This is a genomic window from Collimonas arenae, assembly GCF_000786695.1.
Lineage (GTDB): Bacteria > Pseudomonadota > Gammaproteobacteria > Burkholderiales > Burkholderiaceae_D > Collimonas > Collimonas arenae_A.
The window spans coordinates 5,039,293-5,065,895 of record NZ_CP009962.1 but is presented as its reverse complement, the minus strand read 5'-3'; the positions used below and the strand labels follow the sequence as shown (position 1 = coordinate 5,065,895).

26 protein-coding genes are annotated in these 26,603 nt (G+C 57.1%); 24 read left to right on the top strand and 2 right to left on the bottom strand.

The genetic code is table 11. The annotated features are described in order from the left end of the window. The 5 genes from rpsI to erpA all read left to right on the top strand — a co-directional run bounded on the left by rpsI (position 1) and on the right by erpA (position 3,413). Positions 1–393: a 30S ribosomal protein S9 gene (gene rpsI / locus LT85_RS22355; RefSeq protein ID WP_038493344.1), complete on the top strand. Its 393-nt coding sequence runs from the start codon at positions 1–3 to the stop codon at positions 391–393. A gap of 336 nt (positions 394–729) precedes the next feature. Next, positions 730–1,767, top strand: a complete 1,038-nt coding sequence (gene argC, locus LT85_RS22350) for an N-acetyl-gamma-glutamyl-phosphate reductase (protein WP_038493341.1) — start codon at positions 730–732, stop codon at positions 1,765–1,767. A gap of 37 nt (positions 1,768–1,804) precedes the next feature. Continuing rightward, positions 1,805–2,539 (top strand): DUF6776 family protein, encoded by a 735-nt coding sequence (locus LT85_RS22345; RefSeq protein WP_172657013.1) that lies wholly within the window; start codon positions 1,805–1,807, stop codon positions 2,537–2,539. Positions 2,540–2,551: 12 nt separating this feature from the next. Next, positions 2,552–2,947 carry a bactofilin family protein gene (locus LT85_RS22340; protein ID WP_038493337.1) on the top strand — a complete coding sequence of 132 codons (396 nt, stop codon included), beginning with the start codon at positions 2,552–2,554 and terminating at the stop codon, positions 2,945–2,947. A 103-nt stretch (positions 2,948–3,050) separates the two neighbouring features. Continuing rightward, positions 3,051–3,413 (top strand): iron-sulfur cluster insertion protein ErpA, encoded by a 363-nt coding sequence (gene erpA, locus LT85_RS22335; protein WP_014007938.1) that lies wholly within the window; start codon positions 3,051–3,053, stop codon positions 3,411–3,413. A 110-nt stretch (positions 3,414–3,523) separates the two neighbouring features. Here the strand turns inward: erpA and LT85_RS22330 are convergent, their stop codons facing one another. Together LT85_RS22330 and LT85_RS22325 are read right to left on the bottom strand one after the other, a co-directional pair. Next, positions 3,524–4,696: an anhydro-N-acetylmuramic acid kinase gene (locus LT85_RS22330; protein ID WP_052135398.1), complete on the bottom strand. Its 1,173-nt coding sequence runs from the start codon at positions 4,694–4,696 to the stop codon at positions 3,524–3,526. Positions 4,697–4,801: 105 nt separating this feature from the next. Beyond that, positions 4,802–6,214 carry a M23 family metallopeptidase gene (locus LT85_RS22325; protein ID WP_038493335.1) on the bottom strand — a complete coding sequence of 471 codons (1,413 nt, stop codon included), beginning with the start codon at positions 6,212–6,214 and terminating at the stop codon, positions 4,802–4,804. 237 nt (positions 6,215–6,451) lie between these two features. Between LT85_RS22325 and tyrS the strand changes: the two genes are divergently transcribed. The 19 genes from tyrS (at position 6,452) to murG (ending at position 26,598) form a co-directional block, all read left to right on the top strand. Further along, entirely contained in the window at positions 6,452–7,729 is a 1,278-nt protein-coding gene (gene tyrS, locus LT85_RS22320) for a tyrosine--tRNA ligase (RefSeq protein ID WP_038493333.1), read from the top strand. A 10-nt stretch (positions 7,730–7,739) separates the two neighbouring features. Then, the gene (dtd, locus tag LT85_RS22315) at positions 7,740–8,198 is read left to right on the top strand and encodes a D-aminoacyl-tRNA deacylase (RefSeq protein ID WP_038493331.1); all 459 of its coding nucleotides are present in this window, start codon (positions 7,740–7,742) and stop codon (positions 8,196–8,198) included. A gap of 53 nt (positions 8,199–8,251) precedes the next feature. After that, positions 8,252–8,887, top strand: a complete 636-nt coding sequence (locus tag LT85_RS22310) for a YbhB/YbcL family Raf kinase inhibitor-like protein (RefSeq protein ID WP_038493329.1) — start codon at positions 8,252–8,254, stop codon at positions 8,885–8,887. 25 nt (positions 8,888–8,912) lie between these two features. Further along, entirely contained in the window at positions 8,913–9,572 is a 660-nt protein-coding gene (locus tag LT85_RS22305) for a histidine phosphatase family protein (protein ID WP_038493327.1), read from the top strand. Positions 9,573–9,751: 179 nt separating this feature from the next. Beyond that, entirely contained in the window at positions 9,752–10,873 is a 1,122-nt protein-coding gene (locus LT85_RS22300) for a GGDEF domain-containing protein (protein WP_081992631.1), read from the top strand. Positions 10,874–10,975: 102 nt separating this feature from the next. Continuing rightward, positions 10,976–11,989, top strand: coding sequence for a tRNA dihydrouridine synthase DusB (dusB, locus tag LT85_RS22295; RefSeq protein ID WP_038493323.1), 1,014 nt, complete (start codon positions 10,976–10,978; stop codon positions 11,987–11,989). Positions 11,990–12,057: 68 nt separating this feature from the next. After that, a complete protein-coding gene (locus LT85_RS22290) occupies positions 12,058–12,291 on the top strand; it encodes a Fis family transcriptional regulator (RefSeq protein WP_014007929.1) in 234 nt (77 codons plus the stop codon). 218 nt (positions 12,292–12,509) lie between these two features. Next, the gene (gene purH / locus LT85_RS22285; protein ID WP_038493321.1) at positions 12,510–14,075 is read left to right on the top strand and encodes a bifunctional phosphoribosylaminoimidazolecarboxamide formyltransferase/IMP cyclohydrolase; all 1,566 of its coding nucleotides are present in this window, start codon (positions 12,510–12,512) and stop codon (positions 14,073–14,075) included. Between the two features lie 64 nt (positions 14,076–14,139). Beyond that, positions 14,140–14,682 (top strand): crossover junction endodeoxyribonuclease RuvC, encoded by a 543-nt coding sequence (gene ruvC / locus LT85_RS22280; protein WP_038493319.1) that lies wholly within the window; start codon positions 14,140–14,142, stop codon positions 14,680–14,682. A 484-nt stretch (positions 14,683–15,166) separates the two neighbouring features. Next, a complete protein-coding gene (gene mraZ, locus LT85_RS22275; RefSeq protein ID WP_038493316.1) occupies positions 15,167–15,595 on the top strand; it encodes a division/cell wall cluster transcriptional repressor MraZ in 429 nt (142 codons plus the stop codon). Positions 15,596–15,605: 10 nt separating this feature from the next. Next, on the top strand, positions 15,606–16,583 hold the full coding sequence (gene rsmH / locus LT85_RS22270; RefSeq protein ID WP_038493314.1) for a 16S rRNA (cytosine(1402)-N(4))-methyltransferase RsmH: 978 nt from the start codon (positions 15,606–15,608) through the stop codon (positions 16,581–16,583). Further along, a complete protein-coding gene (gene ftsL / locus LT85_RS22265; RefSeq protein WP_038493312.1) occupies positions 16,580–16,852 on the top strand; it encodes a cell division protein FtsL in 273 nt (90 codons plus the stop codon). The genes rsmH and ftsL overlap by 4 nt, the downstream gene beginning before the upstream one ends. Beyond that, positions 16,849–18,630: a peptidoglycan D,D-transpeptidase FtsI family protein gene (locus tag LT85_RS22260; RefSeq protein WP_038493310.1), complete on the top strand. Its 1,782-nt coding sequence runs from the start codon at positions 16,849–16,851 to the stop codon at positions 18,628–18,630. Before ftsL ends, LT85_RS22260 begins: the two co-directional genes overlap by 4 nt. Beyond that, a complete protein-coding gene (locus tag LT85_RS22255) occupies positions 18,630–20,159 on the top strand; it encodes a UDP-N-acetylmuramoyl-L-alanyl-D-glutamate--2,6-diaminopimelate ligase (protein WP_038493308.1) in 1,530 nt (509 codons plus the stop codon). Before LT85_RS22260 ends, LT85_RS22255 begins: the two co-directional genes overlap by 1 nt. After that, positions 20,159–21,559, top strand: coding sequence for a UDP-N-acetylmuramoyl-tripeptide--D-alanyl-D-alanine ligase (locus tag LT85_RS22250; RefSeq protein WP_038493306.1), 1,401 nt, complete (start codon positions 20,159–20,161; stop codon positions 21,557–21,559). The genes LT85_RS22255 and LT85_RS22250 overlap by 1 nt, the downstream gene beginning before the upstream one ends. A 1-nt stretch (position 21,560) precedes the next feature. Beyond that, positions 21,561–22,730 (top strand): phospho-N-acetylmuramoyl-pentapeptide-transferase, encoded by a 1,170-nt coding sequence (mraY, locus tag LT85_RS22245; RefSeq protein ID WP_038493304.1) that lies wholly within the window; start codon positions 21,561–21,563, stop codon positions 22,728–22,730. A 12-nt stretch (positions 22,731–22,742) separates the two neighbouring features. Then, positions 22,743–24,269 carry a UDP-N-acetylmuramoyl-L-alanine--D-glutamate ligase gene (murD, locus tag LT85_RS22240; protein ID WP_038493302.1) on the top strand — a complete coding sequence of 509 codons (1,527 nt, stop codon included), beginning with the start codon at positions 22,743–22,745 and terminating at the stop codon, positions 24,267–24,269. Continuing rightward, positions 24,266–25,513: a putative lipid II flippase FtsW gene (ftsW, locus tag LT85_RS22235; RefSeq protein WP_038493300.1), complete on the top strand. Its 1,248-nt coding sequence runs from the start codon at positions 24,266–24,268 to the stop codon at positions 25,511–25,513. The genes murD and ftsW overlap by 4 nt, the downstream gene beginning before the upstream one ends. Continuing rightward, the gene (gene murG / locus LT85_RS22230; RefSeq protein ID WP_038493298.1) at positions 25,510–26,598 is read left to right on the top strand and encodes an undecaprenyldiphospho-muramoylpentapeptide beta-N-acetylglucosaminyltransferase; all 1,089 of its coding nucleotides are present in this window, start codon (positions 25,510–25,512) and stop codon (positions 26,596–26,598) included. Before ftsW ends, murG begins: the two co-directional genes overlap by 4 nt. Positions 26,599–26,603: the final 5 nt, after the last annotated feature.

Here is a 26,603-nt window from a genome sequence, read left to right as displayed (position 1 = left end):
ATGATCGGTAACTACAATTACGGAACCGGCCGTCGCAAGAGTGCAGTGGCTCGCGTTTTCATCAAGTCCGGCTCTGGCCAGATCATCGTCAACGGCAAGCCAGCGAATGAATATTTTTCGCGCGAAACCGGTTTGATGGTGATTCGTCAACCACTGGAACTGACTAACCATGTCGAAACTTTCGACATCAAAGTCAATGTCAGCGGTGGCGGCGAGTCCGGCCAGGCTGGTGCAGTTCGCCACGGTATCACTCGTGCACTGATCGACTACGATGCAACTTTGAAATCGGAGCTGTCCAAAGCCGGCTTCGTTACACGTGATGCACGTGAAGTTGAACGTAAGAAGGTCGGTCTGCGCAAGGCACGTCGCGCAAAACAATTCTCCAAGCGCTAATCTACGCTTTCAGAATCATGAAAAGCCGCCAGGTTCGCGCCTGGCGGCTTTTTGTCTTTCGGCGTGCTTCAATTTCGCCAGGATAACATTGAGCGAGGCGATCGCCAGGGGCATTGCCATGTTCATAACGGCTAAATATTGCCTTGGTGAATGTTAACAAGCTCAAACAATTGGCTGATAAAATAGTCGGCCCTATGCTGTCGTACCTGAGAAACCTGCGGCCATGGATCGTACGATTTTCATATCAGGTTCAGGACGAATTTCAGGAACGAATTTCAAGAACGAGTTACAGGAAAATCATAAGCGGCTCAGTACGCTTCCAAGCAAGGAAATAAGATGATCAAAGTCGGGATTGTGGGTGGTACGGGTTATACCGGGGTCGAGTTGCTGCGTTTGCTGGCAACGCATCCACAGGTGCAGTTGCAAGCAGTGACTTCGCGCAAAGAGGATGGCATGCCGATTGCGGACATGTACCCATCGCTGCGCGGCCGCGTTTCCCTGGCATTCTCAGCGCCGGAAAAAGCCAATCTGACCGAATGCGATGTAGTGTTCTTCGCGACACCCCACGGCGTCGCCATGGCGCAGACGCCTGAGTTGCTGGCCGCCGGCGTCAAGGTGATTGACTTGGCCGCGGATTTCCGTCTGCAGGACACAGCGGTATTCGAGAAGTGGTACAAGATGCCGCACAGCTGTCCTGAACTGCTGAAGGAATCCGTCTACGGTTTGCCAGAGCTGAACCGCGCTGCGATCAAGGATGCGCGCATTATCGGCAATCCAGGCTGTTATCCGACTACCATGCAGCTCGGCTTGGCGCCCTTGCTGAAAGCCGATGTAGTGGATGCCTCGCACATCATCGCCGATTGCAAATCAGGCGTGTCCGGCGCTGGCCGCAAGGCCGAAGTGGCGATGCTGTTCTCAGAAGCCAGTGACAATTTCAAAGCGTACGGCGTCTCCGGCCATCGTCATTCGCCGGAAACCGTGGAGCAACTCGGCAAGCTCACGAAGCAGAAAGTCGGCTTGCTGTTTACGCCGCATCTGGTGCCGATGATACGCGGCATGCATTCGACTATCTATGCGCGCTTGACCAAGGATTTGGACAACGTTGCTTTGCAGGCGCTGTTTGAAGACGCTTACAAGAACGAGCCGTTTGTCGATGTGATGCCGTTCGGTGCGCATCCGGAAACCCGTTCTACCCGCAGCTCCAACATGTTGCGCATCGCGCTGCATCGGCCGAACGACGGCGATACCGTGGTGGTGCTGGTGGTGCAGGATAATCTGGTCAAAGGCTCTGCCGGCCAGGCGGTTCAATGCATGAACCTGATGTTCGGATTCGAAGAAACGACGGGTCTGATGCACGTGCCAGTGATGCCATGAGTCGCTCGATGACTGGCTGTGCGGCTGCTGGGTCGCGATGAAATACAAGCTGTGGGTCCGGCGCATGTCGATCTCTGCGCCGAAAATGACCGTCAAAAGTCATTTTCCCTGGCCGCTGAAGGCGCTTTTCCTGATCGTCGTATTAGGTTTTGGCGGCGCGATCGCCATGTGGGTATACGACATGGGCCGCAATTTTACTGGCCACGGTCCGGCTGTCAGCCGGCAGCAGCTGGCGGATTTGAATGACAAGGTGGCCGGTTTGACGGCAGAGCGGGATCGTTTTTCGAGCACCGTCAATGCAGCAGAAAGCCGGCTGAATATCGAGAAGGCGGCGCAAGAACAACTGGGCCAGCAGATCAAGGTACTGGAAACCGAAAATGCCAAGCTGAAAGAAGATCTGGCGTTTTTTGAGGGTTTGCTGCCGAATGCTACTGGTAATCAAGGCATTACCATCCAGCGTCTGACCGCCGAAATGCAGACGCCGACGCAGTTGCGTTATCGGATGCTGATCATGCAAGGCGGCAAGGCGCCTAATTTTGTCGGCGACGTGCAAATACTGGTAAGCGCCACGGTCGCGGGGAAAAGCACGGTGTTGACTTTCCCTGGCGCCAGCGCTTCGGTCGCCGATAAAGCTGCTTATAAGCTGGATTTCAAGTATTACCAGCGGGTAGAGGCCGAACTGACTTTGCCGGAAGGCGCCGTGGTCAAGGCGATTCAAGCCAAAGTCATGGAAAAAGGCCAGATGCGCGCGCAGCAAACTTCTAATTTGTAAAAAGGAAACATCATGTTCAATCGCAAGGCAAAGAGCACCATCGATAGCCTGATCGGCTCGTCGACCAGTATCCAGGGCGATGTCCACTTCAAGGGCGGGCTGCGGATCGACGGCCACGTCAAGGGCAACGTGGTAGCCGAAGTCGGGCAGACCAGCGTGCTGGTGATTTCCGAGAGCGCCAAGGTCGAGGGCGAGGTGCGGGTGGCGCATCTGGTAGTTAACGGCGAAATCTGCGGTAATGTTTTTTCGTCTGAATTGCTTGAATTGCAGCCGAAAGCCCGTATAACCGGTGATGTCAATTACAAAGCGCTGGAAATGCATAGCGGCGCTCTGGTCAGCGGGAAGCTGACCCATGACCAGAATGTGATCGAGCCGGTATTGAAGCTTGCCATGACGCAATCTGCCTGAAGTGTCGCATAGACAACCGCATGTGTGGTTTCAGGCTTTGCCTGCATGATTCCAGGCAAGCGCCTATAATGCAGTATTGTATGTATTCCCGCAGGAGCAAAAAATGAATGCTGTCGCTGAAATTCAAGATGTAGTCGCATCCCCGATCGTGTTTACCGATAGCGCGGCCGCCAAGGTTGCGCAACTGATTGAAGAAGAAGGCAATCCCGACCTGAAGTTGCGCGTATTCGTGCAGGGTGGCGGCTGCTCGGGCTTCCAGTACGGTTTCACTTTCGATGAAATCGTCAATGAAGACGACACCACAATGAGCAAGAACGGTGTGCAGTTGCTGATCGATTCGATGAGCTACCAGTACCTGGTTGGCGCCGAAATCGATTACAAGGACGATCTGGAAGGCGCGCAATTCGTGATCAAGAATCCGAATGCAACGACTACCTGCGGCTGCGGATCTTCTTTCTCGGCTTGATCGAGTTGGAAGGAGCTGGCCAGGCCTGACGTTTTGCGGTGATAAAAAAGACGCTGGGGAGAAATCCCGGAGCGTCTTTTTTTGCGCCTGTACGTTCTTGGTTTGGTTCATCAGGAGGGGTACAAGGCTCCCAAAATTCGTGGGCTGCGCGCCCCTGTCACTGCGGGCAGGTTGCCGGGTAAGCGCTGGTCGAAACGCATCGCCAGCCACGCAAAAGCCACTGCCTCGACGTGGTTGGGGGCAATCCCCAGTTTCTGGGTAGAGCACACTGTGGTGGCCGGCAGGCCGTTTTTTTGCAGCGCCTGGGTCAGTTGCGTCATCAGGTAGGAGTTATAGGCCCCACCGCCGCAGACATACACGGTTTGCACATCCTCAGCATGTCGTGCGATGGCATCGGCAATCGTGGTCGCGGTCAGCATCGCCAATGTTGCTTGCACATCGGCTGCGGACAGTTGTAGCGAGCCGCTCAACTGTTTAGCCAGCCAGGCTTCGTGGAACAGGTCGCGGCCGGTGCTTTTCGGTGGCGTGGCGGCAAAATAATCTTCCTTGCGCATTTGCGCCAGCAAGGCTGGCGAATACTGGCCGCTGGCGGCCCAGTGGCCGCTTTCGTCGTAATCCTTGCCATGATGGCGTTTGATCCACAAATCCATCAGGACGTTGCCTGGTCCGGTGTCAAAACCGATCACTTTGGGGCTTGCACCGGCGCTAGCCTGACTGTGCAAGACGCTGATGTTGGCGATGCCGCCGATATTCACCACCACCCGGGTTTGCGCCGGGTCGGCGAAAACCGCCTGATGGAATGCCGGCACCAGAGGCGCACCCTGGCCGCCGGCTGCAACGTCGCGGTTACGAAAATCGGCGATGACGTCAATACCGGTTAGTTCTGCCAGTAGTGACGGATTGTTAGTCTGGCGGGTAAAGCCGAGTTCGGGACGATGGCGGATAGTCTGGCCATGGACGCCGATGGCCCGGATCTGCGTCGCTTGCACGCCGGCTTCCACCAGCAGGCGTTCGACGCAGGCGGCGTAATGTTCGGTCAGGGTATTGGCGACCAGCGCTTCACGTTCGATTTCATTTTGACCGGCAGTCTGCAAGGCCATCAGCTCAGCGCGCAGTCCGGCCGAAAACGGTACATAGGCTGAGGCCAGGGTCACCACTGGCGCTTGCTCCTGGTGTGCAGGAAAGGTGGTGATGACGCCATCGACGCCATCCAGGCTGGTGCCGGACATCAGGCCGATGAAGAGCTTGCCGGGCAGATCTTTTTGGGGATGTAGTGTGGACATAATAAAACCGTTGTGAGATCGCCTGATTTTACTAGCGCTCCGACAACGGTTCTATGTTTATTCCTCATTCGACAACAGGACAAGCGTCCCGCACTGGCATAAAGCTTATTTTGCCGCCAGTTTGGTAGCCGGCGCCGCAGGCGTTGTTTCGCTGCCGCTCAGCAGGTTGAACCGGTGGGTAATGTCGGCGGCAACGGTCTTGAAGCGTTGCAGTTCGGCACCGGCCAGCGGCGTGGCGGTAGGCACCACCACCGACAGCGGATCGCGCGGCACATCGGCCACCCGGAATTCATAATGCAGGTGCGGTCCGGTTGCCCAGCCAGTCATGCCAACATAGCCGATAACGTCTCCCTGACTGACCTTGCTGCCCTTGCGCGAGGCTGGCGCGAAGCGGCTCATGTGGGCATACACCGTTGAATATTTGCTATCGTGTTTAATGATGACGACGTTGCCGTAGCCGCTTTCGACGCCGGCAAAGTCAATTGTGCCGTCTGCGGTAGCGTGGATAGGGGTACCTGTGGCAGCGGCAAAATCGACACCGGTGTGCTTTTTCCATTTCCCCAGGATCGGATGGATCCGCATCGAAAAGCCAGAAGAAATACGGGTAAAGGTCAGCGGCGATTTTAAAAATGCTTTTTTCAGCGATTTGCCATCGAAGCCGTAGTAGCCGCCACTGCCACCGGCTTCATCGAACCAGACCGCCTGGAACGGCTTGCCGCCGTTGACAAATTCACCAGCAAGGATGCGGCCGGCGCGCAGGAACTGGCCGTCTTGCCAAAAGGTTTCGTAGGCAACATTGAAGTGGTCGCCACGTTTTAGGTCTGAAGCAAAATTGATATTGGTGCCGAACATGGCGACGATCTGCGACGCCACGCTGTCAGGAATATCTGCGGCATCGGTAGCGGCAAACAGCGACGAGCGGATCACCCCGGTATGCATTTCGATGCGGCGTTCAACGGTCGGCGTTTCTTCTGCGACACTGAATTTGTCGCCGTCGCGCTTGATAAGCAAATTCTTGGGAGAATTATCGACGCCGCTGGCAATGGTCGCACGCAACATTTGCAATTCGCCATCATTGCTGGTCTGTGCTTGTACCGTTGTGCCCGGCTTGAGCCGCAACATGGCACGCGCACTGCTGTCGGATTTGATGAAGTTGGCTGCGGCGTCGTCATCCACGCCGAGCCGGGTCAACAAGGCTGCCAGTGTATCGCCGGCGCGCATTTTGTCTTCGGCAACATAGAGTTGCTGTTGTGCTTCAAGTTTCGCGATTTGCTCGCCCAGACTAGGCAATGCCAGCTCGGCGGAAATGGCTCTCACAGCAACTTCGTCCGGATCCGTTGTTATCGGAGAAACACCAGCCGCACCAAACGCAACCAGGGTCAGCACCACGGCAGAAGCGGAGATAATACGGGTTTTACGTGAGGAACTTGTAAAAGACGCACTGACCCGCGCTGGTATCTGCTGGAACAATGGCGTGATACTGGACCGAAGGTCGAGGAATTTATCTTTGATAGACATGCAATACGTTAAAATTTGCCGTTTGCTACCGATTCTTGTGCTGTTGTTGACTGAACGACTTGCGGCGGGATTAAAAAGGATCAAGGATTATACCCTACGTCGATATGGGACAAATCCGATTTATGTAACCCTATGTTTTCCTTCTAGCCGCAGGCGCGAGCGCCGTTTTTAGTCGCTGCTTTTAGCCACTTTTTTATAGACGTTTTTTTAGATTTCATTTCGCTGGATTTCCCTAATATGGCTCACGATTCTCAAAGCGCATCACCAAAAACCGCCGCAGCCGCGGCCGTTGAAAACACGCCCCTGGTCCTGTCTGACCGGACCCAGGAAGCATTGGCGATTACCAAGCGCGGCGTTGACGAACTGCTGATCGAAAGCGATTTTGCGCGCAAGCTGCAGCGCTCGGAGCAAAGCGGCAAACCATTGCGCATCAAACTGGGCCTGGACCCTACAGCGCCGGATTTGCACCTGGGCCATACCGTGGTGCTAAACAAGATGCGGCAATTGCAGGATCTTGGCCATAACGTGATTTTCCTGATCGGCGATTTCACCTCGATGATCGGCGATCCTTCCGGCCGCAATGTGACGCGGCCACCGCTGACGCGCGAGCAGATCGAAGAAAACGCCAAGACCTATTTCGCCCAGGCCAGCTTGGTGCTGGATCCGGCCCGCACCGAGATCCGTTACAACTCGGAATGGTCCGACAAGCTCGGCGCGCGCGGCATGATCCAGTTGTCGGCCAAGTACACCGTGGCGCGTATCTTGGAACGCGAAGATTTCACCAAACGCTTCAAGGCCGGTACGCCGATCTCGGTGCACGAATTGCTCTATCCGCTGATGCAGGGCTACGATTCAGTGGCGCTGGAATCGGATCTGGAACTGGGTGGCACCGACCAGAAATTCAACCTGCTGGTGGGGCGCGAGCTGCAAAAGGATTACGGCCAGGAGCCGCAGTGCATCTTGACCATGCCTTTGCTGGAAGGTCTTGACGGCGTCGAGAAGATGTCCAAGTCGAAAGGCAACTACATCGGCATCACCGAACCGGCCAACACCATGTTCGCCAAGGTCATGAGCATTTCCGACGTGATGATGTGGCGTTACTACGAGCTGCTGTCGTTCAAGTCGCTGGCGGAAATTGCCGGCTACAAGACACAGGTCGAGGGTGGCCAGAATCCGCGCGACGTCAAGGTTGCGCTGGCGCAGGAAATCGTCGCACGCTTCCATAACCGGCAATCGGCGGACGACGCCCTGAGCGATTTCAATAACCGCGCCAAAGGCGGCATTCCGGATGATATTCCTGAACTGACCTTGAGCGGCGCGCCGCTCGGTATTGGCCAGTTGCTGAAGCAAACCAACCTTTGCCCATCAACGTCGGAAGCCTTGCGTATGGTGGAGCAGGGCGGAGTCCGGATTGATGGTGCTGTGGTCAGCGACAAAGGCTTGAAAGTCGATGCGGCGACTTTCGTGATTCAAGTCGGCAAGCGCAAGTTTGCGCGGGTAACGTTGACCGCATGACGAGTCTGTCATGATCGGATTGTTGCAACGGGTCAGTCATGCCAGCGTTGTGGTTGATGGCCTCACGGTCGGTGCTATCGACGCGGGTTTGATGGTGCTGCTGTGCGCCGAACGCGGAGATAGTGAAAAGCAGGCTGATGCCTTGCTTGCCAAGCTGCTCGGTTATCGCGTGTTCAGCGACGATGCAGGCAAGATGAATCGCAGTGTGAGCGACATTGGCGGCGGTTTGCTGCTGGTGCCGCAATTCACGCTGGCGGCGGATACGCAATCGGGTACGCGGCCATCGTTTACACCTGCCGCCGCGCCGGAAGAAGGCCGCCGCTTGTTCGACTATTTTGTGCGGCAGGCCAGCGGTCGCCATGCATTGGTGCAAACTGGCCAGTTTGGCGCCGACATGAAAGTGTCGCTGACCAATGACGGCCCGGTGACATTCTGGCTGCAGGTAAAACCGCCGGCCTCCAAAGCGTAGGCGTTTTTTTTGCTGTAGTCTGGCAGATCTGAATTTATCGACGGGAGCTTACTGTGAAACTCTGGAGCAATTCTTTTAAGGACGGCGCGTATATTCCTGGCGAATTCGCTTTCGCCGTGGTCAGCCCCGAAACCCATATCGCTTTGTCGGCCAATCGCAATCCGCACCTGGCCTGGGAGCAACTTCCGGCCGCCACGCGATCGCTAGTGTTGGTATGTCACGATCCGGATGTGCCGTCGCGCGGCGACGATGTTAACCAGGAAGGCAAGACGGTGCCGGTGGATTTGCCGCGTGTCGATTTTTTCCATTGGCTGCTGCTGGACCTGCCGCCGACCACTTCCTTGATTGCTGCCGGAGCATTCAGCGACGGCATCACGCCGCGCGGCAAGCCCGGTCCGGAAGCACCGAACAGCCCGCTGCCGGGTATCCGCCAAGGCTTGAACGACTACACCGGCTGGTTCGCCAGCGATGCGGCGATGAGCGGCGACTACTTCGGTTACGACGGCCCTTGTCCGCCGTGGAACGATGAGATCGTGCATCGTTATATCTTCACCTTGTACGCATTGTCTATTCCGCGCCTGGCGGTGACCGGCAAGTTCACAGGTGCACAGGTGCAGGCCGCCATGCACGGTCATATCCTGGCGGAGGAGTCGATCGTCGGTCTTTATACTTTGAATCCGGCTTTATAAAGTTGGCCGGCCTTGCAGAAAATCTATGGCAACTACACAAATCTTATTGATACGCCACGGCGAAACAGACTGGAACCTGGAGCGTCGCCTGCAGGGTCATCTCGATATTGCACTGAACCAGGTGGGTGAACGCCAGGCGCAAGCATTGGCTCGTTGCCTGGATGGCGTCGCCCTCGACGCTATCTTCAGCAGCGATCTGCAACGTGCGCAGCAAACCGCTGTACCGTTGGCCGCCGCCCGTAATCTGCCGTTGCAACTCGACGCTGGTTTGCGTGAGCGTTGCTACGGTGCGCTGGAAGGCCTGCGTTATCCGGAGGCGGCGGAACGCTTTCCCGAGGCTTATGCTGCCCTGATGGGACGCGATGTCGATTTTCGTTATCCGGCCGGTGTGCATGTTGCAGAAACCATGCGTGAATTCTATCAACGGGCAGTACATGCATTGCTGGCGATACTGGCGTCCGCCGATCGGACGCGGATTGCCATCGTCACTCATGGCGGCGTACTCGATTGCATCTACCGCTACGCGAATTCACTGCCGCTGGAGCAGCCGCGCAACTGCGATATCTTCAATGCCAGCATCAATCGTCTGAGCTGGAATACCGAATGGGCGCAGCCACTGCGGGTGGATGGCTGGGCCGACGTCGCCCATCTGGACGAGCTGACGCTGGATGAAGTCGACCGTTAGCCTGGTGCATAAAATGGCGGGGGGGAAATATTGCAGTAGAAGCATGTAATATTTCCGTAGATCAACTATCAAAAACTGCTATAAATCTGTATAAGCTGCAGTGAAAACAGTTGCGATAAAGGCAGCGTGCTTGTGCTAATCTTGCTGACAAGAACTAAAACAACAGCGGGACCGCCAGCATGAAACTTAACCTCTTTCCCTCCTGGGCGCAGCGTGCTGCCGACTCCGAACAATTGGTGGAATCGGCCACGGGGAAAAGGGTTGCCCAGCCGGAGCCATCCTCGACGTTGAACGACGAGCAACTGGCGCTGGTCGGCGTCCTTCATCAGTTGCTGCAAACCTTGCCCCAGGCCTACAGCGGGCGCGATAGCGTCAAGCGGCTGTGTCAGATGATCTTGCCAGCCAGTCCGCATATACGGTTGGTATGGGTTGGTTTTTGCCAGGATGACTCGGAAGCAACGATCAAGCCGACAGCGATTGTCGGCAAGGCATTGGGGGAGTCGGATCAATGGCGGCTGACGAAGGATTGTTTTGATTACGTTGCGCCGTTTGCCCAGACCGCGGATTGGGAAGCTGGCCACGACAGCGATTTCCAGGCTTTGTTTGCGCCCTGGCAGGCGAATCCCGAGCGATGTTCCGTCAAGGCTGCGCTGGCCATTCCGTTACGCTCTGAAAAAGCCCGCATGCACGGCATGATGGTGTTTTATGCCGACAGCCAGGATTATTTTTCCGCAACCGGACTAGCCTCATTCCAGGCCTTCGGCCATGTCTGCGAAGTGATCTGGAAACAATCCAACCTGTCGCATCTGCTGACACGCCAGGCACAGCTTGATTCGCTGACCGGTTTGCTGACACGGCGCCGGATTGTCCATGTCTATGAAGAAGCGGTGGCGGCGACCGCGACGGATGAGTCGCCGCTGTCGATCCTGTACTGTCAGCTGGATGATTTTCACAAGATTAATGATCTTTATGGCTGGGCTGTGGCCGACAATATCCTGGCGGCCTTTGCCAAGGACACCGGCGGCCAGTTGCGCAAGGCCGATAGCGGCGGGCGCTGGAATGCGACCGAATTCCTGTATGTGTTGCCTGCGACCGACACGGTGGACGCGGATAATCTGGCGGCTGCATTTATCGGCCATTTCAAGAATCACCCGGTAAATATCGAGAACTGGTCGATCCGGCTTGCGCTCTCGGTAGGGGTGGCTACCTATGGCGCCGATGGCCGCGGGCTTGATGAGCTGATCCACTACGCGACGCAGCATCTGGTCAGTTCCAACACGGTGGCTGAAGACGAGCTCTAACTGCGGCACCGAGAATAACCCGCGTGCGGCGGCAATCGCGATAAAATGACGCCTTTCCCGCTGCAACGCATCTCGAGTTATCGATAGCGCCTTGAATTTTCCATGAACATTGGCCCCTATTTCCTGCGTAACAATGTTTTTGTGGCACCGATGGCAGGTGTCACGGACAGACCATTCCGGCAGCTCTGTAAAGAGTTGGGTGCCGGCTATGCCGTGTCGGAAATGGCCGCTTCCAATCCGCGTCTGTGGCAGACCGAGAAAACTTCGCGCCGTATCAATCACGACGGCGAGATGGAGCCAAGAGCGGTGCAGATCGCCGGCGCCGACCCGCTGATGCTGGCGGAATGTGCAAAATACAACGTCGACCACGGTGCCCAGATCATCGATATCAACATGGGATGTCCGGTCAAGAAGGTATGCAACAGCTGGTGCGGTTCGGCTTTGTTGCAAGACGAGCAATTGGTGGCGAAGATTCTGGAAGCGGTGGTCAAGGCGGCGGACGTGCCTGTGACGTTGAAGTTTCGCACCGGCTGGGATCGCCTCAACAAGAATGCCTTGAATATAGCCAGGCTGGCGGAAGCCAACGGCATCGCAATGCTGACCTTGCACGGACGCACCCGCGCTGACGGCTATAGCGGCGACGCTGAATACCAGACCATTGCCGCAGTCAAAGCGGCAGTGGGCATCCCGGTCGTCGCCAACGGCGATATCGCGACGCCGGAAAAGGCGCGCCAGGTGCTTGAATACACCAAGGCCGATGCCATCATGGTTGGCCGTGCAGCGCAGGGGCGGCCATGGATTTTCCGTGAGATCGATCATTACCTGCGCACCGGTGAATATTTGCCGGCGCCGCTGGTGGCTGAAGTGCAACAATTGATGGATGAACATTTGCGCGCTCACTACGGGTTTTACGGGGATTACCTGGGAGTCCGTACCGCGCGCAAACATATAGGCTGGTACGTAAGGGATTTGCCGGGCGGCGAGGCATTCCGGCAGCGTATGAACCTGCTGGAAGACTGTGGCCAGCAACTGGCAGCAGTAAATAGCTTCTTCGAATCGCAGTTTGCGTTTGGGGAGCGGTTACAATACGGGGTGGCCGAGCAGATGGCGGCCTGAATCAGATCAACAAGAAACAGGACTGGATGGGATTTAATCCGGATCTTGAAAAAGAATAGTAAAAAAGAATGAGTAAAGAAAGTATCCAAGACGTGGTAAAGCAAAGCCTTGAAAAATATTTCAAGGATTTGGGTGAACAGCCGCCGTCGAACGTGTACGACATGGTGATTTCCACGGTTGAAAAGCCGGTATTGGAAGCCGTGATCGCGCGCGCCGAGGGTAACCAGTCGCATGCCGCCGAAATGTTGGGCATCAATCGCAATACCCTGCGCAAGAAATTGCAGCAGCACGGCCTGTTGTAATAAAAATTTACGCTTTTGCATTGCCGGGTGTGTCGGTCATGCCGGTCACGCCCAGGCAGTAAAATGTGGCAAAGCTTGTTTAGTAATACGACCAGTAAATACGACCGCAGACTGTCATGCCCGTCACAGGGAACTGCGAGTCCCACCTGATTCAGTTATTTGTAGTCCATTCACCAAGTCCGCCTTCCCGTCATTCATCACCTTCCTGAGTTTTCACTATGATCAAACAAGCCCTCATTTCCGTATCCGACAAGACCGGGATACTCGATTTCGCAAAAGAGTTGTCGGCGCTTGGCGTGAATATTCTGTCGACCGGCGGCACCGCCAAGCTGCTTGCCGATAACGGCATCAAGGTCACGGAAGTGGCGGATTACACCGGTTTCCCGGAAATGCTGGATGGCCGCGTCAAGACCCTGCATCCGAAAGTCCATGGCGGTATCCTGGCGCGCCGCGACTTTCCTGAGCACATGGCGGCGCTGACGCAACACCAAATCCCGATGATCGACATGGTGGTGGTCAATCTCTACCCGTTCCAGCAGACCATTGCCAAGGAGCAGTGTTCGCTGGAAGACGCCATCGAGAACATCGACATCGGCGGCCCTGCCATGCTGCGTTCCTCGGCCAAGAACCATAAAGATGTCATCGTCCTGTGCGATCCTAGCGATTACGCGGCAGTGCTGGGCGAACTGAAGGCGAATCAGGGCGAGGTCGGCTACGGCACCAAATTTGCGCTGGCGAAGAAGGTCTTTGCCCACACCGCGCAATACGACGGCGCCATCACCAACTATTTCACTTCGCTGGGCGAAGACAAGCAACACGCCACCCGCAGCGCCTATCCGGCAACCCTGAACCTGCATTTCGAAAAAGTGCAGGAAATGCGCTACGGCGAAAACCCGCACCAGTCGGCGGCGTTCTATCGCGACACCCGCCATGTCGAAGGCGCGCTGGCCAACTACAAGCAATTGCAAGGCAAGGAATTGTCGTACAACAACATCGCCGATGCCGATGCAGCGTGGGAGTGCGTCAAGACCTTCAGCGACACCGCCTGCGTCATCATCAAGCATGCCAATCCTTGCGGTGTCGCCATCGGCGCGAATCCGCTGGAAGCCTATAGCAAGGCGCTGCAAACCGATCCGACCTCGGCTTTTGGCGGCATCATCGCCTTCAACCAGGAACTCGACGGCAATGCCGCCGAAGCGGTCGCCAAGCAATTCGTTGAAGTGATCATCGCACCATCGTTCACTGAGCAAGCCAAGCAGATTTTCGCTGCCAAACAGAATGTCCGCCTGCTGGAAATCCCGTTGGCACATGCGATCAATTTGCATGATTTCAAGCGCGTGGGCGGTGGTTTGCTGGTGCAATCGCCGGACGCACGCAATGTCGCTCTGGGCGAATTGAAAGTTGTCAGCAAGAAGCAGCCGACCCAGCAGCAATTGCAGGACCTGATGTTTGCCTGGCGCGTCGCCAAGTTCGTCAAATCGAATGCGATCGTGTTCTGTGGTAACGGCATGACGCTGGGTGTCGGCGCCGGCCAGATGAGCCGTGTCGATTCCGCCCGCATCGCGTCGATCAAGGCGCAAAACGCCGGCTTGTCGCTGGTTGGTTCGGCTGTGGCGTCTGATGCCTTCTTCCCGTTCCGTGACGGCCTGGATGTCGTTGTCGATGCCGGCGCAACCTGCGTAGTGCAGCCGGGCGGTTCGATGCGTGACCAGGAAGTGATCGATGCAGCGGATGAGCATGGCGTCGTCATGTTGCTAACCGGCACCCGTCATTTCCGTCATTAATTTTTGTCACTAAGTTGTTGAGCAGTGCTTCGCTGGTGCAGGCAACGGCGAAGCGCTCCAGAATATGAAAATCCTAGGCATCGACCCAGGTCTGCGGACCACCGGCTTCGGTATCATCGACAAACAGGGCAGCAAGCTCAGCTATGTCGCCTCGGGTACCATCAAGACGCCGGATGCCGACTTGCCGCAACGGCTGAAGGTGATATTGGCCAGTGTTTCCGAGGTCATCCGCACCTACACGCCGGATTGTTCGGCGATCGAGAAAGTCTTCGTCAACGTTAATCCACAATCGACACTATTGCTCGGGCAAGCCCGTGGTGCGGCCATTTGTGCGTTAGTGAGTGCAGACTTGCCGGTTGCTGAATATACCGCTTTGCAAATCAAGCAAGCAGTCGCCGGTCATGGCAAGGCGCAAAAACAGCAAGTCCAGGATATGGTGCAGCGGCTGTTGCAATTGCCCGGCTTGCCGGGTACCGATGCCGCCGATGCACTCGCCGTGGCTATCTGCCATGCGCACAGCGGTGATGCCTTGGCACATCTGAGCGCACTGGCGCCGGGGCTGGCCAAGAAAGGTTTGCGTGTACGAGGGGGACGATTGGTTGGCTAGGTCGCCGCCGCCGCGAAGAGCCGGATCAAATGGTTGTAGTTGTTTTATTGTCGTCGTGAAATATTTTTATATCGCATCATCCAAGCTATCCATTCCGCACTATCAAGCTGCCTACTCCCTTCTTTATCTGCGATTTGTACCATTTTGGATGTCCAACACTCTGTCCAATTGTGAACCTTTGTTTCGGCATGTTTGCTGCAAACACATGTGTATATCTCAGAGCTGACATTTACAACTTTCGCTAAGTCCTTCATTTATTTAGTAATTCAATGTAATGCATTCTTTGGGAATCTTTAAATAGTGGCGCTAAGTCATTGACTTTACTCGCATATTTTCCAATTGCTCGCTGCTAAATGGCTTGACCTAGAATAGTGCATCCTCTAAAGTGGGTGAAAGTGTGGAAAAGTGTTTTTTTGTGGGGCATTTTTACTGACTTGGAAAGAAATTTTTTCCAGAATTTAGCAAATTAACAGGAGCGTATGCGGTGTTTCAGGGGGCGTCAGCATTAAATCTCGATGCAAAAGGACGGATGGCTGTGCCATCCAAGCATCGTGACGCGCTGACGGTCCAGTGCGAGGGGCGGCTGACGCTTACCAAGCACCCGCACGGTTGCCTGTTGCTGTTCCCGCGCCCGGTCTGGGAAAGCCACCGCGAGCAAATCGCCGCGTGGCCGATGTCGGCGCGCGCCTGGCAGCGGATTTTCCTTGGCAACGCCTCGGATGTCGAACTCGACTCCGCCGGCCGGATCCTGGTTGCGCCGGAACTGCGCGCAGCCGTCGGTCTGACGCGCGACGTCATGTTGCTGGGCATGGGAAGCCATTTCGAGATTTGGGACGCGGCCAAACTGGCTGAGAGCGAGTCGCAGGCCGTTGCGACTGGCATGCCCGATGTGTTAAATAATTTTTCGTTCTGACAGGCCCGCCATGAGTGAACCAGTGGTGCCCGAGTTCCAGCACCGCACCGTGTTATTGGATGAGGCTGTCAGTGCGCTGGTGATCGAGGGCGCACGCGCCGACGGTATCTACGTCGACGGTACTTTCGGCCGCGGCGGCCATAGCCGCAAGATTTTGGAAAGCCTGAGCGAGCGTGGTCGTTTGATCGCCTTTGACAAGGACCCGCAAGCCATCGCCACGGCAAGCACGATCGCTGATCCACGTTTCGAGATTGTGCATGACAGTTTTGCGACGATGGCGCAGGCCTTGCAGGAAAGAGGAATAAAGCAAGTCGATGGGGTGTTGCTGGACCTTGGCATCTCATCGCCGCAAGTCGACGATGCCAGCCGGGGTTTCAGTTTTCGTGCTGACGGTCCGCTCGACATGCGGATGGATACGACGCGTGGCATATCAGCTGCAGAGTGGCTGGCCAGCGCGGATGAACAAACAATCGGAAAGGTGGTACGTGATTATGGGGAAGAACGGTTTGCTGTTCAGATTGCAAAGGCGATTGTTGCTGGCCGGACAATCGAGCCCATTACTGGCACACGACAGCTTGCCAAGATCGTGGCAAACGCCGTCAAGACCCGCGAGAAAGGCAAAGACCCGGCCACTCGTACCTTTCAGGCTATACGGATTTTCATCAATCAAGAGCTTGAAGAACTCGAGATAGTACTGGACCAGGCATTTCGGCAGTTGGGCCAGCAAGGGAGATTAGTCGTGATCAGCTTTCATTCGCTGGAAGACCGTATCGTCAAGCAGTTCCTGGCCTCCAAGGCCAAGCTGCCGCAGCCCGACCGTCGCCTGCCGATTCGTGCGGTTGATTTGCCGCAACCGGAATTGAAACTGATCTCACGGGTCAAGCCGTCCGATGCTGAAGTCGCTGACAACCCCCGTGCCCGTTCCGCGATCATGCGGGTCGGTGAACGTCTGGGCGCCAGCGGACCGCAAGCCGGGGGGCAAGCATGACCGGCCGCATCAATTTTGTCCTGGCCATGGCGCTGGTGCTGTGCGCGCTGGCGCTGGTCAATGCCCAATACCAGGCGCGCCAGTTGTTCATAGAGCTGGAACGGGTGGCAAGCCAGTCGCGCCAGCTCGATATCGAGTGGGCGCAATTGCAGCTCGACCAGTCGACGCTGGGCAAGAATTCACGCATTGAGGCTAGCGCCACGCACGACCTCAACATGGTGCCGCTGACGGCGGCCCGTACCCAATACCTGACGCTGGGGGACAAATGACGCGCAATCCGCCGCGCAGCTCCCACACCGGCCGCGTTGCGGCCGGCAAAGGCGTGCCGTTTTCGGCCAGCCCGGTGCTCAAGGTCAAGTTGCCGGTATGGCGTTCGCGGGTTGTGCTGTTCGCTATGTTTGCAGCTTTCCTGGCGTTGATCGTGCGAGCGCTGTGGTTGCAAGGCATTTCCACCGATTTCCTGCAAAAACAGGGCGCCTCTCGCTATGCGCGGACGCTGGAACTGCCGGCCACACGTGGCAAGATTACCGATCGCAACGGCCAGGTGCTGGCTTCGTCGGTGCCGGTCAAGGCAATCTGGGCGATTCCTGACGACGTCAAGGACGCCCCGAAAGAAAAATTGCAGGCGCTGGCGAAATTGCTCGAAATGAGCGACGCCGAGCTAAGTAAGAAACTTGATTCCGACCGTAATTTTGTCTATCTCAAGCGGCAAGTCGAGCAAGACGTGTCCGACAAGATCATCAAGCTCGGCATCGAGGGCATTGAAACCCGCAAGGAATACAAGCGCTTTTACCCTGAGGGTGAAGTGATGGCGCACGTAGTCGGTTTTACCAATGTGGAAGACGCCGGCCAGGACGGCATGGAGCTGTCGCAGCAAAAAAACCTGGCAGGCGCCACCGGCAGCCGGCGCGTGATCAAGGACCGGCTGGGCCGCATCGTCGAAGATATCGAGGCGGTCAAAGAGCCGCATGATGGCAAGGACCTGGTGTTGTCGATCGATAGCAAGATCCAGTACATCGCCTTCACTCAGCTCAAGGAAGCGGTCGAGAAATTCAAGGCCAAGGCCGGCGGTATTGTGGTGGTCGACGCCAAGAGCGGCGAAGTGCTAGCGCTGGCCAACCTGCCGAGCTACAACCCTAACGACCGCTCAGTCCTGACCGGTGCGCAATTGCGCAACCGCGTGATGACGGATACCTTCGAGCCAGGCTCGACCCTGAAACCGTTCACGATTGCCCTGGCGCTGGATACTAACCGGGTGCAAGCCACCACCACGTTCCAGGTGCCGGACAAGATGACCATCGGCACCGCTACTATCGGCGATTCGCATCCGCATGGCTTGCTGACCATGAGCGTGGCGCAGATTATCCAGAAATCGTCGAATCTTGGTACTGCGCAGATCGCGCTGAAGATGCCGGCTGAAGAAATGTGGGAAATGTTCACTACCGTCGGTCTCGGCCAGCAACCGAAGTTCGGTTTCCCCGGCGCCGTCGCCGGCCGCGTACGACCTTTCAAGTCCTGGCGGCCGATTGAGCAGGCGACCATGAGCTACGGTCACGGGATATCGGTATCGCTGATCCAGATGGCGCATGCCTATACGATCTTCGCTCGCAACGGCGATCTGATTCCGCTTTCGTTCCAGAAGGTTACCGAACCGCCGGTCGGCCAGCGTGTGGTCTCTGAAAAGACCGCGCTCACTATGCGCGCCATGCTGGAAAGAGTCACTGCTCCTGGCGGCACAGCGCCGAAAGCACAGGTGCCTGGTTATCGAGTCGGTGGCAAAACCGGTACGGCTTACAAGATTGAAGGCGGCAAGTACGTCAAAAAATATATCGCCGACTTTGTCGGTTTTGCACCAGCCTCCGATCCGCGCCTGATCATTGCCGTGATGGTGGATGAGCCGACGGTCGGTTCGCACTTTGGTGGCGATGTGGCGGCGCCGGTATTTGCGACAGTCGCCGCGAATGCCTTGCGGGCCCTGAACGTGCCGCCGGATTCCAGCGTGACGGACATCATTATCCCGACCGATGGTCCGCAGGAGGGTTTGTAATGACCTCCAAGGGAAAGCAATTACAAGACATCCAGCAATGGTTGAGCGGCGTTGCGCCGGCCGGCGCAGAGCTGGTGTCGGATTCGCGCAAAGTCAAGGCTGGCGACGTATTTTTCGCCTACCCAGGCGATGCCGCAGATGGCCGTGCCTATATTGCACAAGCGCTGAAAAATGGCGCTTCCGCAGTGCTGTACGAGAGCGAGAAATTCAGCTGGGACGCCGCATGGACTACAGCACATCTGGCGGTCAGCGGACTCAAGCACCTGTCAGGCCAGATTGCCGGCGCGTATTATCAGCAAGCCGACAAGGATATGCTGGTGGTGGCCGTCACCGGCACCAACGGCAAGACGTCCTGCAGCCAGTGGCTCGGACACGCTTTGTCGCACCTGGGGCAGGACACCGGTGTGATCGGTACGCTCGGGACCGGTATTTTTGCGCAAGGCGAGCGCGGCGAATTCGAGGAAACCGGCAACACCACGCCGGATGCGCTGCTGCTGCAACATACCTTGAGCGACATGCGCAAACAAGGCGTCACCGCGCTGGCCATCGAGGCGTCTTCGATCGGCCTGGAGCAGGGACGCTTGAACGGCATGCATGTCGACATCGCCTTGTTTACCAATTTCACCCGCGATCATCTGGATTATCACGGCGATGAGCAACATTACGAAGCCGCCAAGCGCATGTTGTTCGACTGGCCGGGTTTGCAGCAAGCTGTGATCAATCTTGATGACGACATGGGATTGCGCCTGATCAGCCATCTGCAGCAAAAGAAGCAGGCGATTCCCCTGATCGGCTATACCTGCGACGCATTGGATGCGCCGCCTGGCGTGGCCGTACTGCGTGCCTCGGCAATCCGCACCAGTGCCAGCGGCACCGTTTTTCACGTTGAATCGCCATTCGGTTCAGGGCAGGTCAAGACTCAGTTGGTGGGCCAATTCAATGTCAGTAATGCACTAGGTATCCTGGGTGTGTTGCTGGCGCATGGCATTGAATGGAAAACCGCGCTCTATGCGATTGAACTGTTGGTTGCCGTACCGGGTCGAATGCAGCAATTCGGCGGCCAAGACGCGCCGCTGATCGTGATCGATTATGCCCACACGCCAGATGCCTTGGAAAAGACCTTGAGTACCTTGCGACAGGTTGCGCAGCAACGCAATGGCGAACTGTGGTGCGTGTTCGGTTGCGGCGGCGATCGCGATCCCGGCAAGCGGCCGCAGATGGGGGCAGTGGCGGAACTGGCGGATCACGTCATCGTCACCAGCGACAATCCGCGCAGCGAAGAGCCTGCCGTCATCATCGGCCAGGTCCTTGCGGGAATGAAGGCGCCGCACGACGCGCAGGCCTTGGAAGATCGTGCTGCCGCGATCTTGTGGGCTGTACGTCATGCCGCCAGGGCGGATGTGGTGCTGCTGGCAGGAAAAGGACATGAAACATATCAGGAAATCAAAGGAAAGAAATTGCCGTTTTTAGACGCCGATCACACCGCTCTGGCGCTCGCAGCGCGGGCCACGATGAAGGGCGGTAGCTGATGCATACTTCATTGGCGCAACTACAATCCTGGTTGGGAGTGCCCGCGAGCGTGGGGGCCAGCGGCCAGACTGCGATTGACGGATTGTTCACCGACAGCCGCGCAGTGACCCCCGGTTCTGTGTTTGTCGCTCTGCGCGGCGAGCGTTTCGACGCCCACGATTTCCTGGATCAGGTCATCGCACAGGGCGCCGCCGCTGTGATAGTCGAGCGTGCTCCCGTCGCATTGGCTGTTCCTGCGCTAGTAGTTAAAGATACCCGTGAGGCCTTGGGCACGATAGGACAGCGCTGGCGCCAGCAATTCAAGCTGCCGCTGATCGCTGTCACCGGCAGCAATGGAAAAACCACAGTAAAAGAAATGATTGCCGCGATTCTGGTCGCGGCTTTTGGCGTTGACAAGTCGCTGGCTACGCGCGGCAATTTCAATAACGAAATTGGTGTGCCGCTGACCTTATTGCGGCTGGAAGGCATGCATCAGGCTGCCGTGATCGAGCTTGGCATGAACCATCCAGGCGAGATCGCCGTGTTGACTGCAATTGCCGAACCCACTGTCGCTCTCGTCAATAACGCCCAACGCGAACATCAGGAATTCATGGCCAGCGTCGAAGCTGTTGCTGAGGAAAACGGCAACGTGATCCGTGGCATGGCAAATAATGGCATCGCGGTGTTTCCGGCAGACGATCCTTACACTGATCTGTGGCGCAGCTACAGCGCAGGCAAGGGCGGCAGCATTACTTTCGGCCTGACACCTGAAGCTGATGTCCATTGCAGCTATAACAACGCCGCCAATGGCTTTGGTAGCGACTTGACGGTCAGTGTTCCGGATCAACCGGTATTCACTGTGCAACTGTTTGCCGCCGGCGAACACAACGTCCGCAACGCGCTGGCCGCTATCGCCTGCGCCTTGGCGATCGGCGTCGATGTCGCTGCCATCAAGCGCGGCCTGGAATCCTTCGCGCCGGTTAGCGGTCGTCTGCAACGCAAGCTGGCGACCGTGGCGACTTGCGCCGGCGCGCTGGTGATTGACGATACCTACAATGCCAATCCGGATTCTGTGCGGGCTGCTATCGATGTGCTGGCGCAGTCTGCCGCACCGCGTTTGCTGGTGCTGGGCGAGATGGGCGAGGTCGGCAACGAGGGAAGCACGTTTCATCAGGAAATTGGCGCTTACGCACAGCAACGGGGCATCACGAAACTATTCACGCTAGGCGACATGGCTGCCGAAGCCAGCACCGCTTTTGGCGCGCAAGCGCAACACTTTACCGACATCGCAGCGTTGCTAGCCGCGCTCGATGCCGATATGACACCGAATACGACCGTGCTGGTCAAAGGCTCGCGCTTCATGAAAATGGAGCGCGCCGTCCTGCACCTGGTTGGTACAACATCCGAGGGGACTCACTAACATGCTGCTATGGCTGGCACAAAATTTTCAGCAGGATTTCAGTTTCCTGCGCGTCTTCAATTTCATCACATTCCGTGCCGTGTTCGCGACCTTGACGGCATTGATGATTGGTTTGATCGCCGGTCCTGGCGTGATCCGTATGCTGGCGCGCCTGAAGGTCGGCCAAGCGGTGCGTACCGACGGTCCGCAAACGCATCTGATCAAATCCGGCACGCCGACCATGGGTGGCGTGCTGATCTTGATCGCCATCGGGATTTCAACGTTGCTATGGAGCGATCTCGGCAATCGTTTTGTCTGGATCGTACTGATCGTGACGCTCGGTTTCGGCACTATCGGCTGGGTCGATGACTATCGCAAGGTGGTCTACAAGGATCCGAACGGTATGCGCTCGCGAGAAAAATATTTCTGGCAATCGGTGATCGGCGTGGTCGCCGCAATCTACCTGGCGTTCTCAGTCTCGGCGCCGAACAACACCCAGGTCTGGGATTTGTTTGTGGCCTGGGTCGAATCCGGCTTCAGTCTGGATCTGCCGCCAAAGGCCGACCTGATCGTGCCGTTTTTCAAGACGGTCAGTTATCCATTGGGCGTGTGGGGCTTCATGGCGCTGACCTATTTTGTCATCGTCGGCACCAGTAACGCTGTCAACCTGACCGATGGTCTCGACGGCCTGGCGATCATGCCGACTGTGATGGTAGGCGCAGCGCTGGGATTGTTCGCTTATCTGACCGGTAACGTCACGTTCGCGAAATATCTGCTGATTCCGCATATCCCGGGCGCGGGCGAGCTGCTGATCTTCTGCGGCGCGATGGCGGGTGCAGGGCTTGCTTTCCTTTGGTACAACGCCTATCCGGCGCAAGTTTTCATGGGCGATGTCGGCGCCCTGGCCTTGGGCGGTGCGCTGGGAACTGTCGCCGTGATCGTGCGCCAGGAAATCGTGCTGTTCATTATGGGTGGTATTTTCGTGGTCGAAACTTTATCGGTCATGTTGCAAGTAATCTATTTCAAGTACACAAAGAAGCGCTTCGGCGTGGGTCGCCGCGTGCTGTTGATGGCGCCTCTGCACCATCACTACGAGCAAAAAGGCTGGAAAGAGACGCAGGTAGTAGTGCGTTTCTGGATCATCTCAATGATGTTGGTGTTGTTTGGACTTTCAACCCTGAAGTTAAGGTAGTGAGCAGCAGTAATGAACTATACGGGTAAACATGTTCTGGTATTAGGACTCGGCGAGTCGGGTCTGGCATCCGCTTTGTGGCTGGCACATTGCGGTGCAACCGTGCGCGTGGCAGACACACGCAGCGCACCGGAACGGCTGCCGCTGCTGTTGCAGGAAATTCCGGCGGTGGAGTTCGTCAGCTCCGGCGAAGAAGGTGGCTTTGCCGCCAGCCTGCTGGATGGCATCGACTTTGCCGTGACCAGCCCGGGTTTGGCGCCCGGCAAGGAGTTAAAAGACATCCTGTCCGCCGCCACCGATCGTGACATTCCGGTATGGGGTGAAATCGAGGTATTTGCACAAGCCCTGGCGGCACTACGCGAAAGCCACGCCTATACGCCAAAGGTGATTGCCATCACTGGTACCAACGGCAAGACCACGGTCACCAGCCTGACCGGCTTGCTATGCGAACGCGCCGGCCTGACGGTGCAGGTCGCCGGCAATATCAGCCCTGCAGCACTGGATGTCTTGCGCAGCGCGCTGGAACGCGAGGCTTTGCCGCAAGTTTGGGTACTGGAGTTGTCCAGTTTCCAGTTGCATGCAACGTGTGGTCTGCATGCCGACGCCGCAACGATTTTGAACATCACCCAGGATCACCTGGACTGGCATGGCGACATGACGTCGTACGTCGCTGACAAGGCGCGCATCTTCAGCGCCGAAACCGTACGTGTGCTGAATCGCGACGATCCTTTGACGATGCAGTTCAAGACAGGCAATAGCATCAGTTTCGGTTTTGATGAGCCCGATGAAGGTGATTGTTTCGGCCTGGTCAGCGACAACGGTATGCAGTGGTTGTCGGTTGCGGTGCCTGGTGACGAAGAAGAGAGAGTCGAAAAGCGGCGCAGCAAGAAAGAACAGCTGGCCTTGTTGCCGGTGACGGTAAAGCGTCTGATGCCGGCCGATGCCTTGCGTATCCGTGGCCGCCACAATGCGGCCAACGCGCTGGCGGCGCTGGCGCTGTGCCGTGCAATCGACTTGCCGTTTGCCCCCTTGTTGCATGGTTTGCGCGAGTATCACGGCGAGCCGCATCGAGTTGAACTGGTCACTACCATTGGTGGCGTCGAATATTACGATGACAGCAAAGGCACCAATGTTGGCGCCACGGTGGCCGCGTTGAATGGCATCGGCCGAGGTTGCGACGGCGACGGTAATGCCAGCCGCCTGATACTGATCGCAGGTGGCGACGGTAAGGGACAGGATTTTGCGCCTCTGGGCGCGCCGCTGGCCGCCTACGGTCGGGCGTTGCTGCTGATCGGCCGTGATGCGGCGGCAATTCGTGCAGCGGTTGAACACCAGGCCGGCGGCCTGGAAATTGTCGACTGTGAAACATTGGAACAGGCCGTCGTGCGCGCCGCCGAGCTGGCGCATGCTGGCGACGCCGTGCTGCTGTCACCAGCCTGCGCCAGTTTCGACATGTTCCGCAACTACGCGCACCGGGCACAAGTGTTTGTCGATGCCGTGCGTGAACTGGCCTTGTCGCGTGGCGAGGTCGGACTATGAAATTCGCCTTTCCATCATTTTCAGGCAAGCCGGCGGATAGCACTGTGAATAGTGCGCCGCCGCGGCCGCGTGCGCGTGACAGCCAAAGGCCCGGCGTCCAGCGTTCGAAAATGATGGAATACGACCAACCGCTGGTTTGGGTGGTCATCTTGCTGATGTTGTTTGGCCTGGTGATGGTGTATTCGGCCTCGATTGCCTTGCCGGACTCGCCCAAGTACGCCAACTATACGAATGCCCATTTCCTGGTGCGGCAAGCGATCTTCATCTGCGTTTCGCTAGTCGCCGGACTGGTGACTTTCCGCATTCCTATCGCTACCTGGCAGCGCTGGGCGCCGTATCTGTTCGTGGTTACTTTGATACTGCTGGCCATGGTGCTAGTGCCAGGCCTGGGACGCGGCGTCAATGGCGCCAAGCGCTGGCTGTCGTTCCGGGTTTTCAATTTGCAGCCGTCGGAACTGATGAAGCTGTTCATCGTCTTGTACGCGGCCAATTACACGGTGCGCAAGCAGGAAGTGATGCACAAGCTGACCAAGGGATTTTTGCCGATGACTGCCGCCGTCGGCCTGGTCGGCCTGCTGCTGATGCTGGAGCCAGATCTGGGCGCTCTCGGTGTGATCGTATGTATTGCTATGGGCATCTTGTTTTTGGGCGGAATCAACGGTGTCTGGTTCGGCGGCATCGGCGCCATGCTGGCCGGGATGTTTACGCTGGTGATCTGGCTCTCGCCATGGCGTCGCGAGCGGATTTTTGCCTATCTGAATCCTTGGGCGGAAGAAAATGCACTGGGCAAGGCATACCAGTTGTCGCATTCGTTGATTGCTTTTGGCCGTGGCGAACTGTTTGGGGTTGGTCTTGGCGCCAGCGTTGAAAAACTACACTACCTGCCGGAAGCGCATACCGACTTTTTGCTTGCTGTCATCGGCGAGGAACTTGGGTTTGCTGGTGTGCTGGTGGTGGTCATGCTGTTTTACTGGATTATCAAACGTTCGTTTGAAATCGGCCGCCAGGCGATCGCGATGGAGCAGACTTTCGCCGGCCTGACCGCCAAGGGCATCGGTATCTGGATCGGTGTGCAGACCTTCATCAACATGGGCGTCAACCTGGGTTTGTTGCCGACCAAGGGATTGACCTTGCCGTTGATGAGCTATGGCGGCTCCGGCGTGCTGATTAACTGTATCGGCCTGGCGATCCTGTTGCGCATCGATTACGAGAACCGGGTTCTCATGCGTGGAGGCCGGGCATGAGCGCAAGCAAAAAAAACCTGATGATCATGGCGGCGGGTACCGGCGGCCATATTTTCCCCGGTCTGGCAATTGCCGACACCATGCGTGCACGCGGCTGGCAAGTAAGCTGGCTGGGAACCACGCATGGCATGGAGACTGACCTTGTGCCGCAGCATGGTATCGAGATGGACAAGATCGTCTTCTCCGGTTTGCGCGGCAAAGGCTTGGCGCATACCGTGCGCGGCGTTTGGCGTATGTTGCTCAGTTTTCCGGCTTGCTTCCGGATATTGGGTCGACGCCAGGCCGATGTGGTGCTGGGAATGGGCGGCTATGTGACAGTGCCGGGCGGTGCGATGGCGCGTTTGCGTGGCGTACCGCTGGTGTTGGTGAATGCCGATGCGGCCTTGCTGTTGTCGAACAAGACCCTGACGCCGTTGGCCAAGCGGGTACTGTTCGGTTTCCCCGCAGATTTCGGCAAGGCGGCCAACAAGGCGCTGGTGACCGGTAATCCGGTGCGCAAGGAAATCATGGCGCTGCCTTTGCCGGCAGAGCGCTACAGCGGCCGCATCGGCCCGCTGCGTTTGCTGGTAGTTGGCGGCAGCCTTGGCGCGAAAGCGCTGAACGATTGCCTGCCGGCGGCGCTGGCCTTGATTCCCGCCGAACAGCGGCCGAGCGTTACGCACCAGTCCGGCAAGCAGCATATCGAGGCCTTACGGAGCGCCTATGCGGCAGCTGGCGTGTCGGCAGAAGTGGTGGCGTTTATCGACGACATGCCGCGCCGTTATGCCGACGCCGACCTGGTGATTTGTCGGGCCGGGGCGATCACGGTGTCGGAACTGACTGCAGCCGGCGTCGCTAGCGTACTGGTGCCATTGGTGGCTTCGACTACTTCGCATCAGCGCGACAATGCACGCTGGATGGCGACGCAAAGGGCGGCGATTCATTTGCCGCAAACAGACTTGAGCAAGGAGCGCCTGGCCGCGTTGTTGACGCGGATCTCGCGTCAGGACTGCCAAACGATGGCGCAGGCAGCATATGAAAACGGCCGGCGCGATGCGAATGAAGCCATCGCGCAGGTTCTTGAAGAATTGGCAGGTGCGCAGTGAGTAAC

What these genes read in the sequence shown, in the direction of transcription:
- erpA (WP_014007938.1), top strand. Translation starts at nt 3,051, where the DNA reads ATGAATGCTGTCGCTGAAATTCAAGATGTAGTCGCATCCCCGATCGTG.
- LT85_RS22330 (WP_052135398.1), bottom strand. Translation starts at nt 4,696, where the DNA reads ATGTCCACACTACATCCCCAAAAAGATCTGCCCGGCAAGCTCTTCATC.
- mraY (WP_038493304.1), top strand. Translation starts at nt 21,561, where the DNA reads ATGCTGCTATGGCTGGCACAAAATTTTCAGCAGGATTTCAGTTTCCTG.
- argC (WP_038493341.1), top strand. Translation starts at nt 730, where the DNA reads ATGATCAAAGTCGGGATTGTGGGTGGTACGGGTTATACCGGGGTCGAG.
- purH (WP_038493321.1), top strand. Translation starts at nt 12,510, where the DNA reads ATGATCAAACAAGCCCTCATTTCCGTATCCGACAAGACCGGGATACTC.
- LT85_RS22345 (WP_172657013.1), top strand. Translation starts at nt 1,805, where the DNA reads ATGAAATACAAGCTGTGGGTCCGGCGCATGTCGATCTCTGCGCCGAAA.
- dusB (WP_038493323.1), top strand. Translation starts at nt 10,976, where the DNA reads ATGAACATTGGCCCCTATTTCCTGCGTAACAATGTTTTTGTGGCACCG.
- LT85_RS22260 (WP_038493310.1), top strand. Translation starts at nt 16,849, where the DNA reads ATGACGCGCAATCCGCCGCGCAGCTCCCACACCGGCCGCGTTGCGGCC.
- ftsW (WP_038493300.1), top strand. Translation starts at nt 24,266, where the DNA reads ATGAAATTCGCCTTTCCATCATTTTCAGGCAAGCCGGCGGATAGCACT.
- LT85_RS22290 (WP_014007929.1), top strand. Translation starts at nt 12,058, where the DNA reads ATGAGTAAAGAAAGTATCCAAGACGTGGTAAAGCAAAGCCTTGAAAAA.
- LT85_RS22305 (WP_038493327.1), top strand. Translation starts at nt 8,913, where the DNA reads ATGGCAACTACACAAATCTTATTGATACGCCACGGCGAAACAGACTGG.
- rsmH (WP_038493314.1), top strand. Translation starts at nt 15,606, where the DNA reads ATGAGTGAACCAGTGGTGCCCGAGTTCCAGCACCGCACCGTGTTATTG.
- LT85_RS22340 (WP_038493337.1), top strand. Translation starts at nt 2,552, where the DNA reads ATGTTCAATCGCAAGGCAAAGAGCACCATCGATAGCCTGATCGGCTCG.
- tyrS (WP_038493333.1), top strand. Translation starts at nt 6,452, where the DNA reads ATGGCTCACGATTCTCAAAGCGCATCACCAAAAACCGCCGCAGCCGCG.
- murD (WP_038493302.1), top strand. Translation starts at nt 22,743, where the DNA reads ATGAACTATACGGGTAAACATGTTCTGGTATTAGGACTCGGCGAGTCG.
- ruvC (WP_038493319.1), top strand. Translation starts at nt 14,140, where the DNA reads ATGAAAATCCTAGGCATCGACCCAGGTCTGCGGACCACCGGCTTCGGT.
- dtd (WP_038493331.1), top strand. Translation starts at nt 7,740, where the DNA reads ATGATCGGATTGTTGCAACGGGTCAGTCATGCCAGCGTTGTGGTTGAT.
- LT85_RS22255 (WP_038493308.1), top strand. Translation starts at nt 18,630, where the DNA reads ATGACCTCCAAGGGAAAGCAATTACAAGACATCCAGCAATGGTTGAGC.
- LT85_RS22325 (WP_038493335.1), bottom strand. Translation starts at nt 6,214, where the DNA reads ATGTCTATCAAAGATAAATTCCTCGACCTTCGGTCCAGTATCACGCCA.
- ftsL (WP_038493312.1), top strand. Translation starts at nt 16,580, where the DNA reads ATGACCGGCCGCATCAATTTTGTCCTGGCCATGGCGCTGGTGCTGTGC.
- LT85_RS22250 (WP_038493306.1), top strand. Translation starts at nt 20,159, where the DNA reads ATGCATACTTCATTGGCGCAACTACAATCCTGGTTGGGAGTGCCCGCG.
- murG (WP_038493298.1), top strand. Translation starts at nt 25,510, where the DNA reads ATGAGCGCAAGCAAAAAAAACCTGATGATCATGGCGGCGGGTACCGGC.
- LT85_RS22300 (WP_081992631.1), top strand. Translation starts at nt 9,752, where the DNA reads ATGAAACTTAACCTCTTTCCCTCCTGGGCGCAGCGTGCTGCCGACTCC.
- rpsI (WP_038493344.1), top strand. Translation starts at nt 1, where the DNA reads ATGATCGGTAACTACAATTACGGAACCGGCCGTCGCAAGAGTGCAGTG.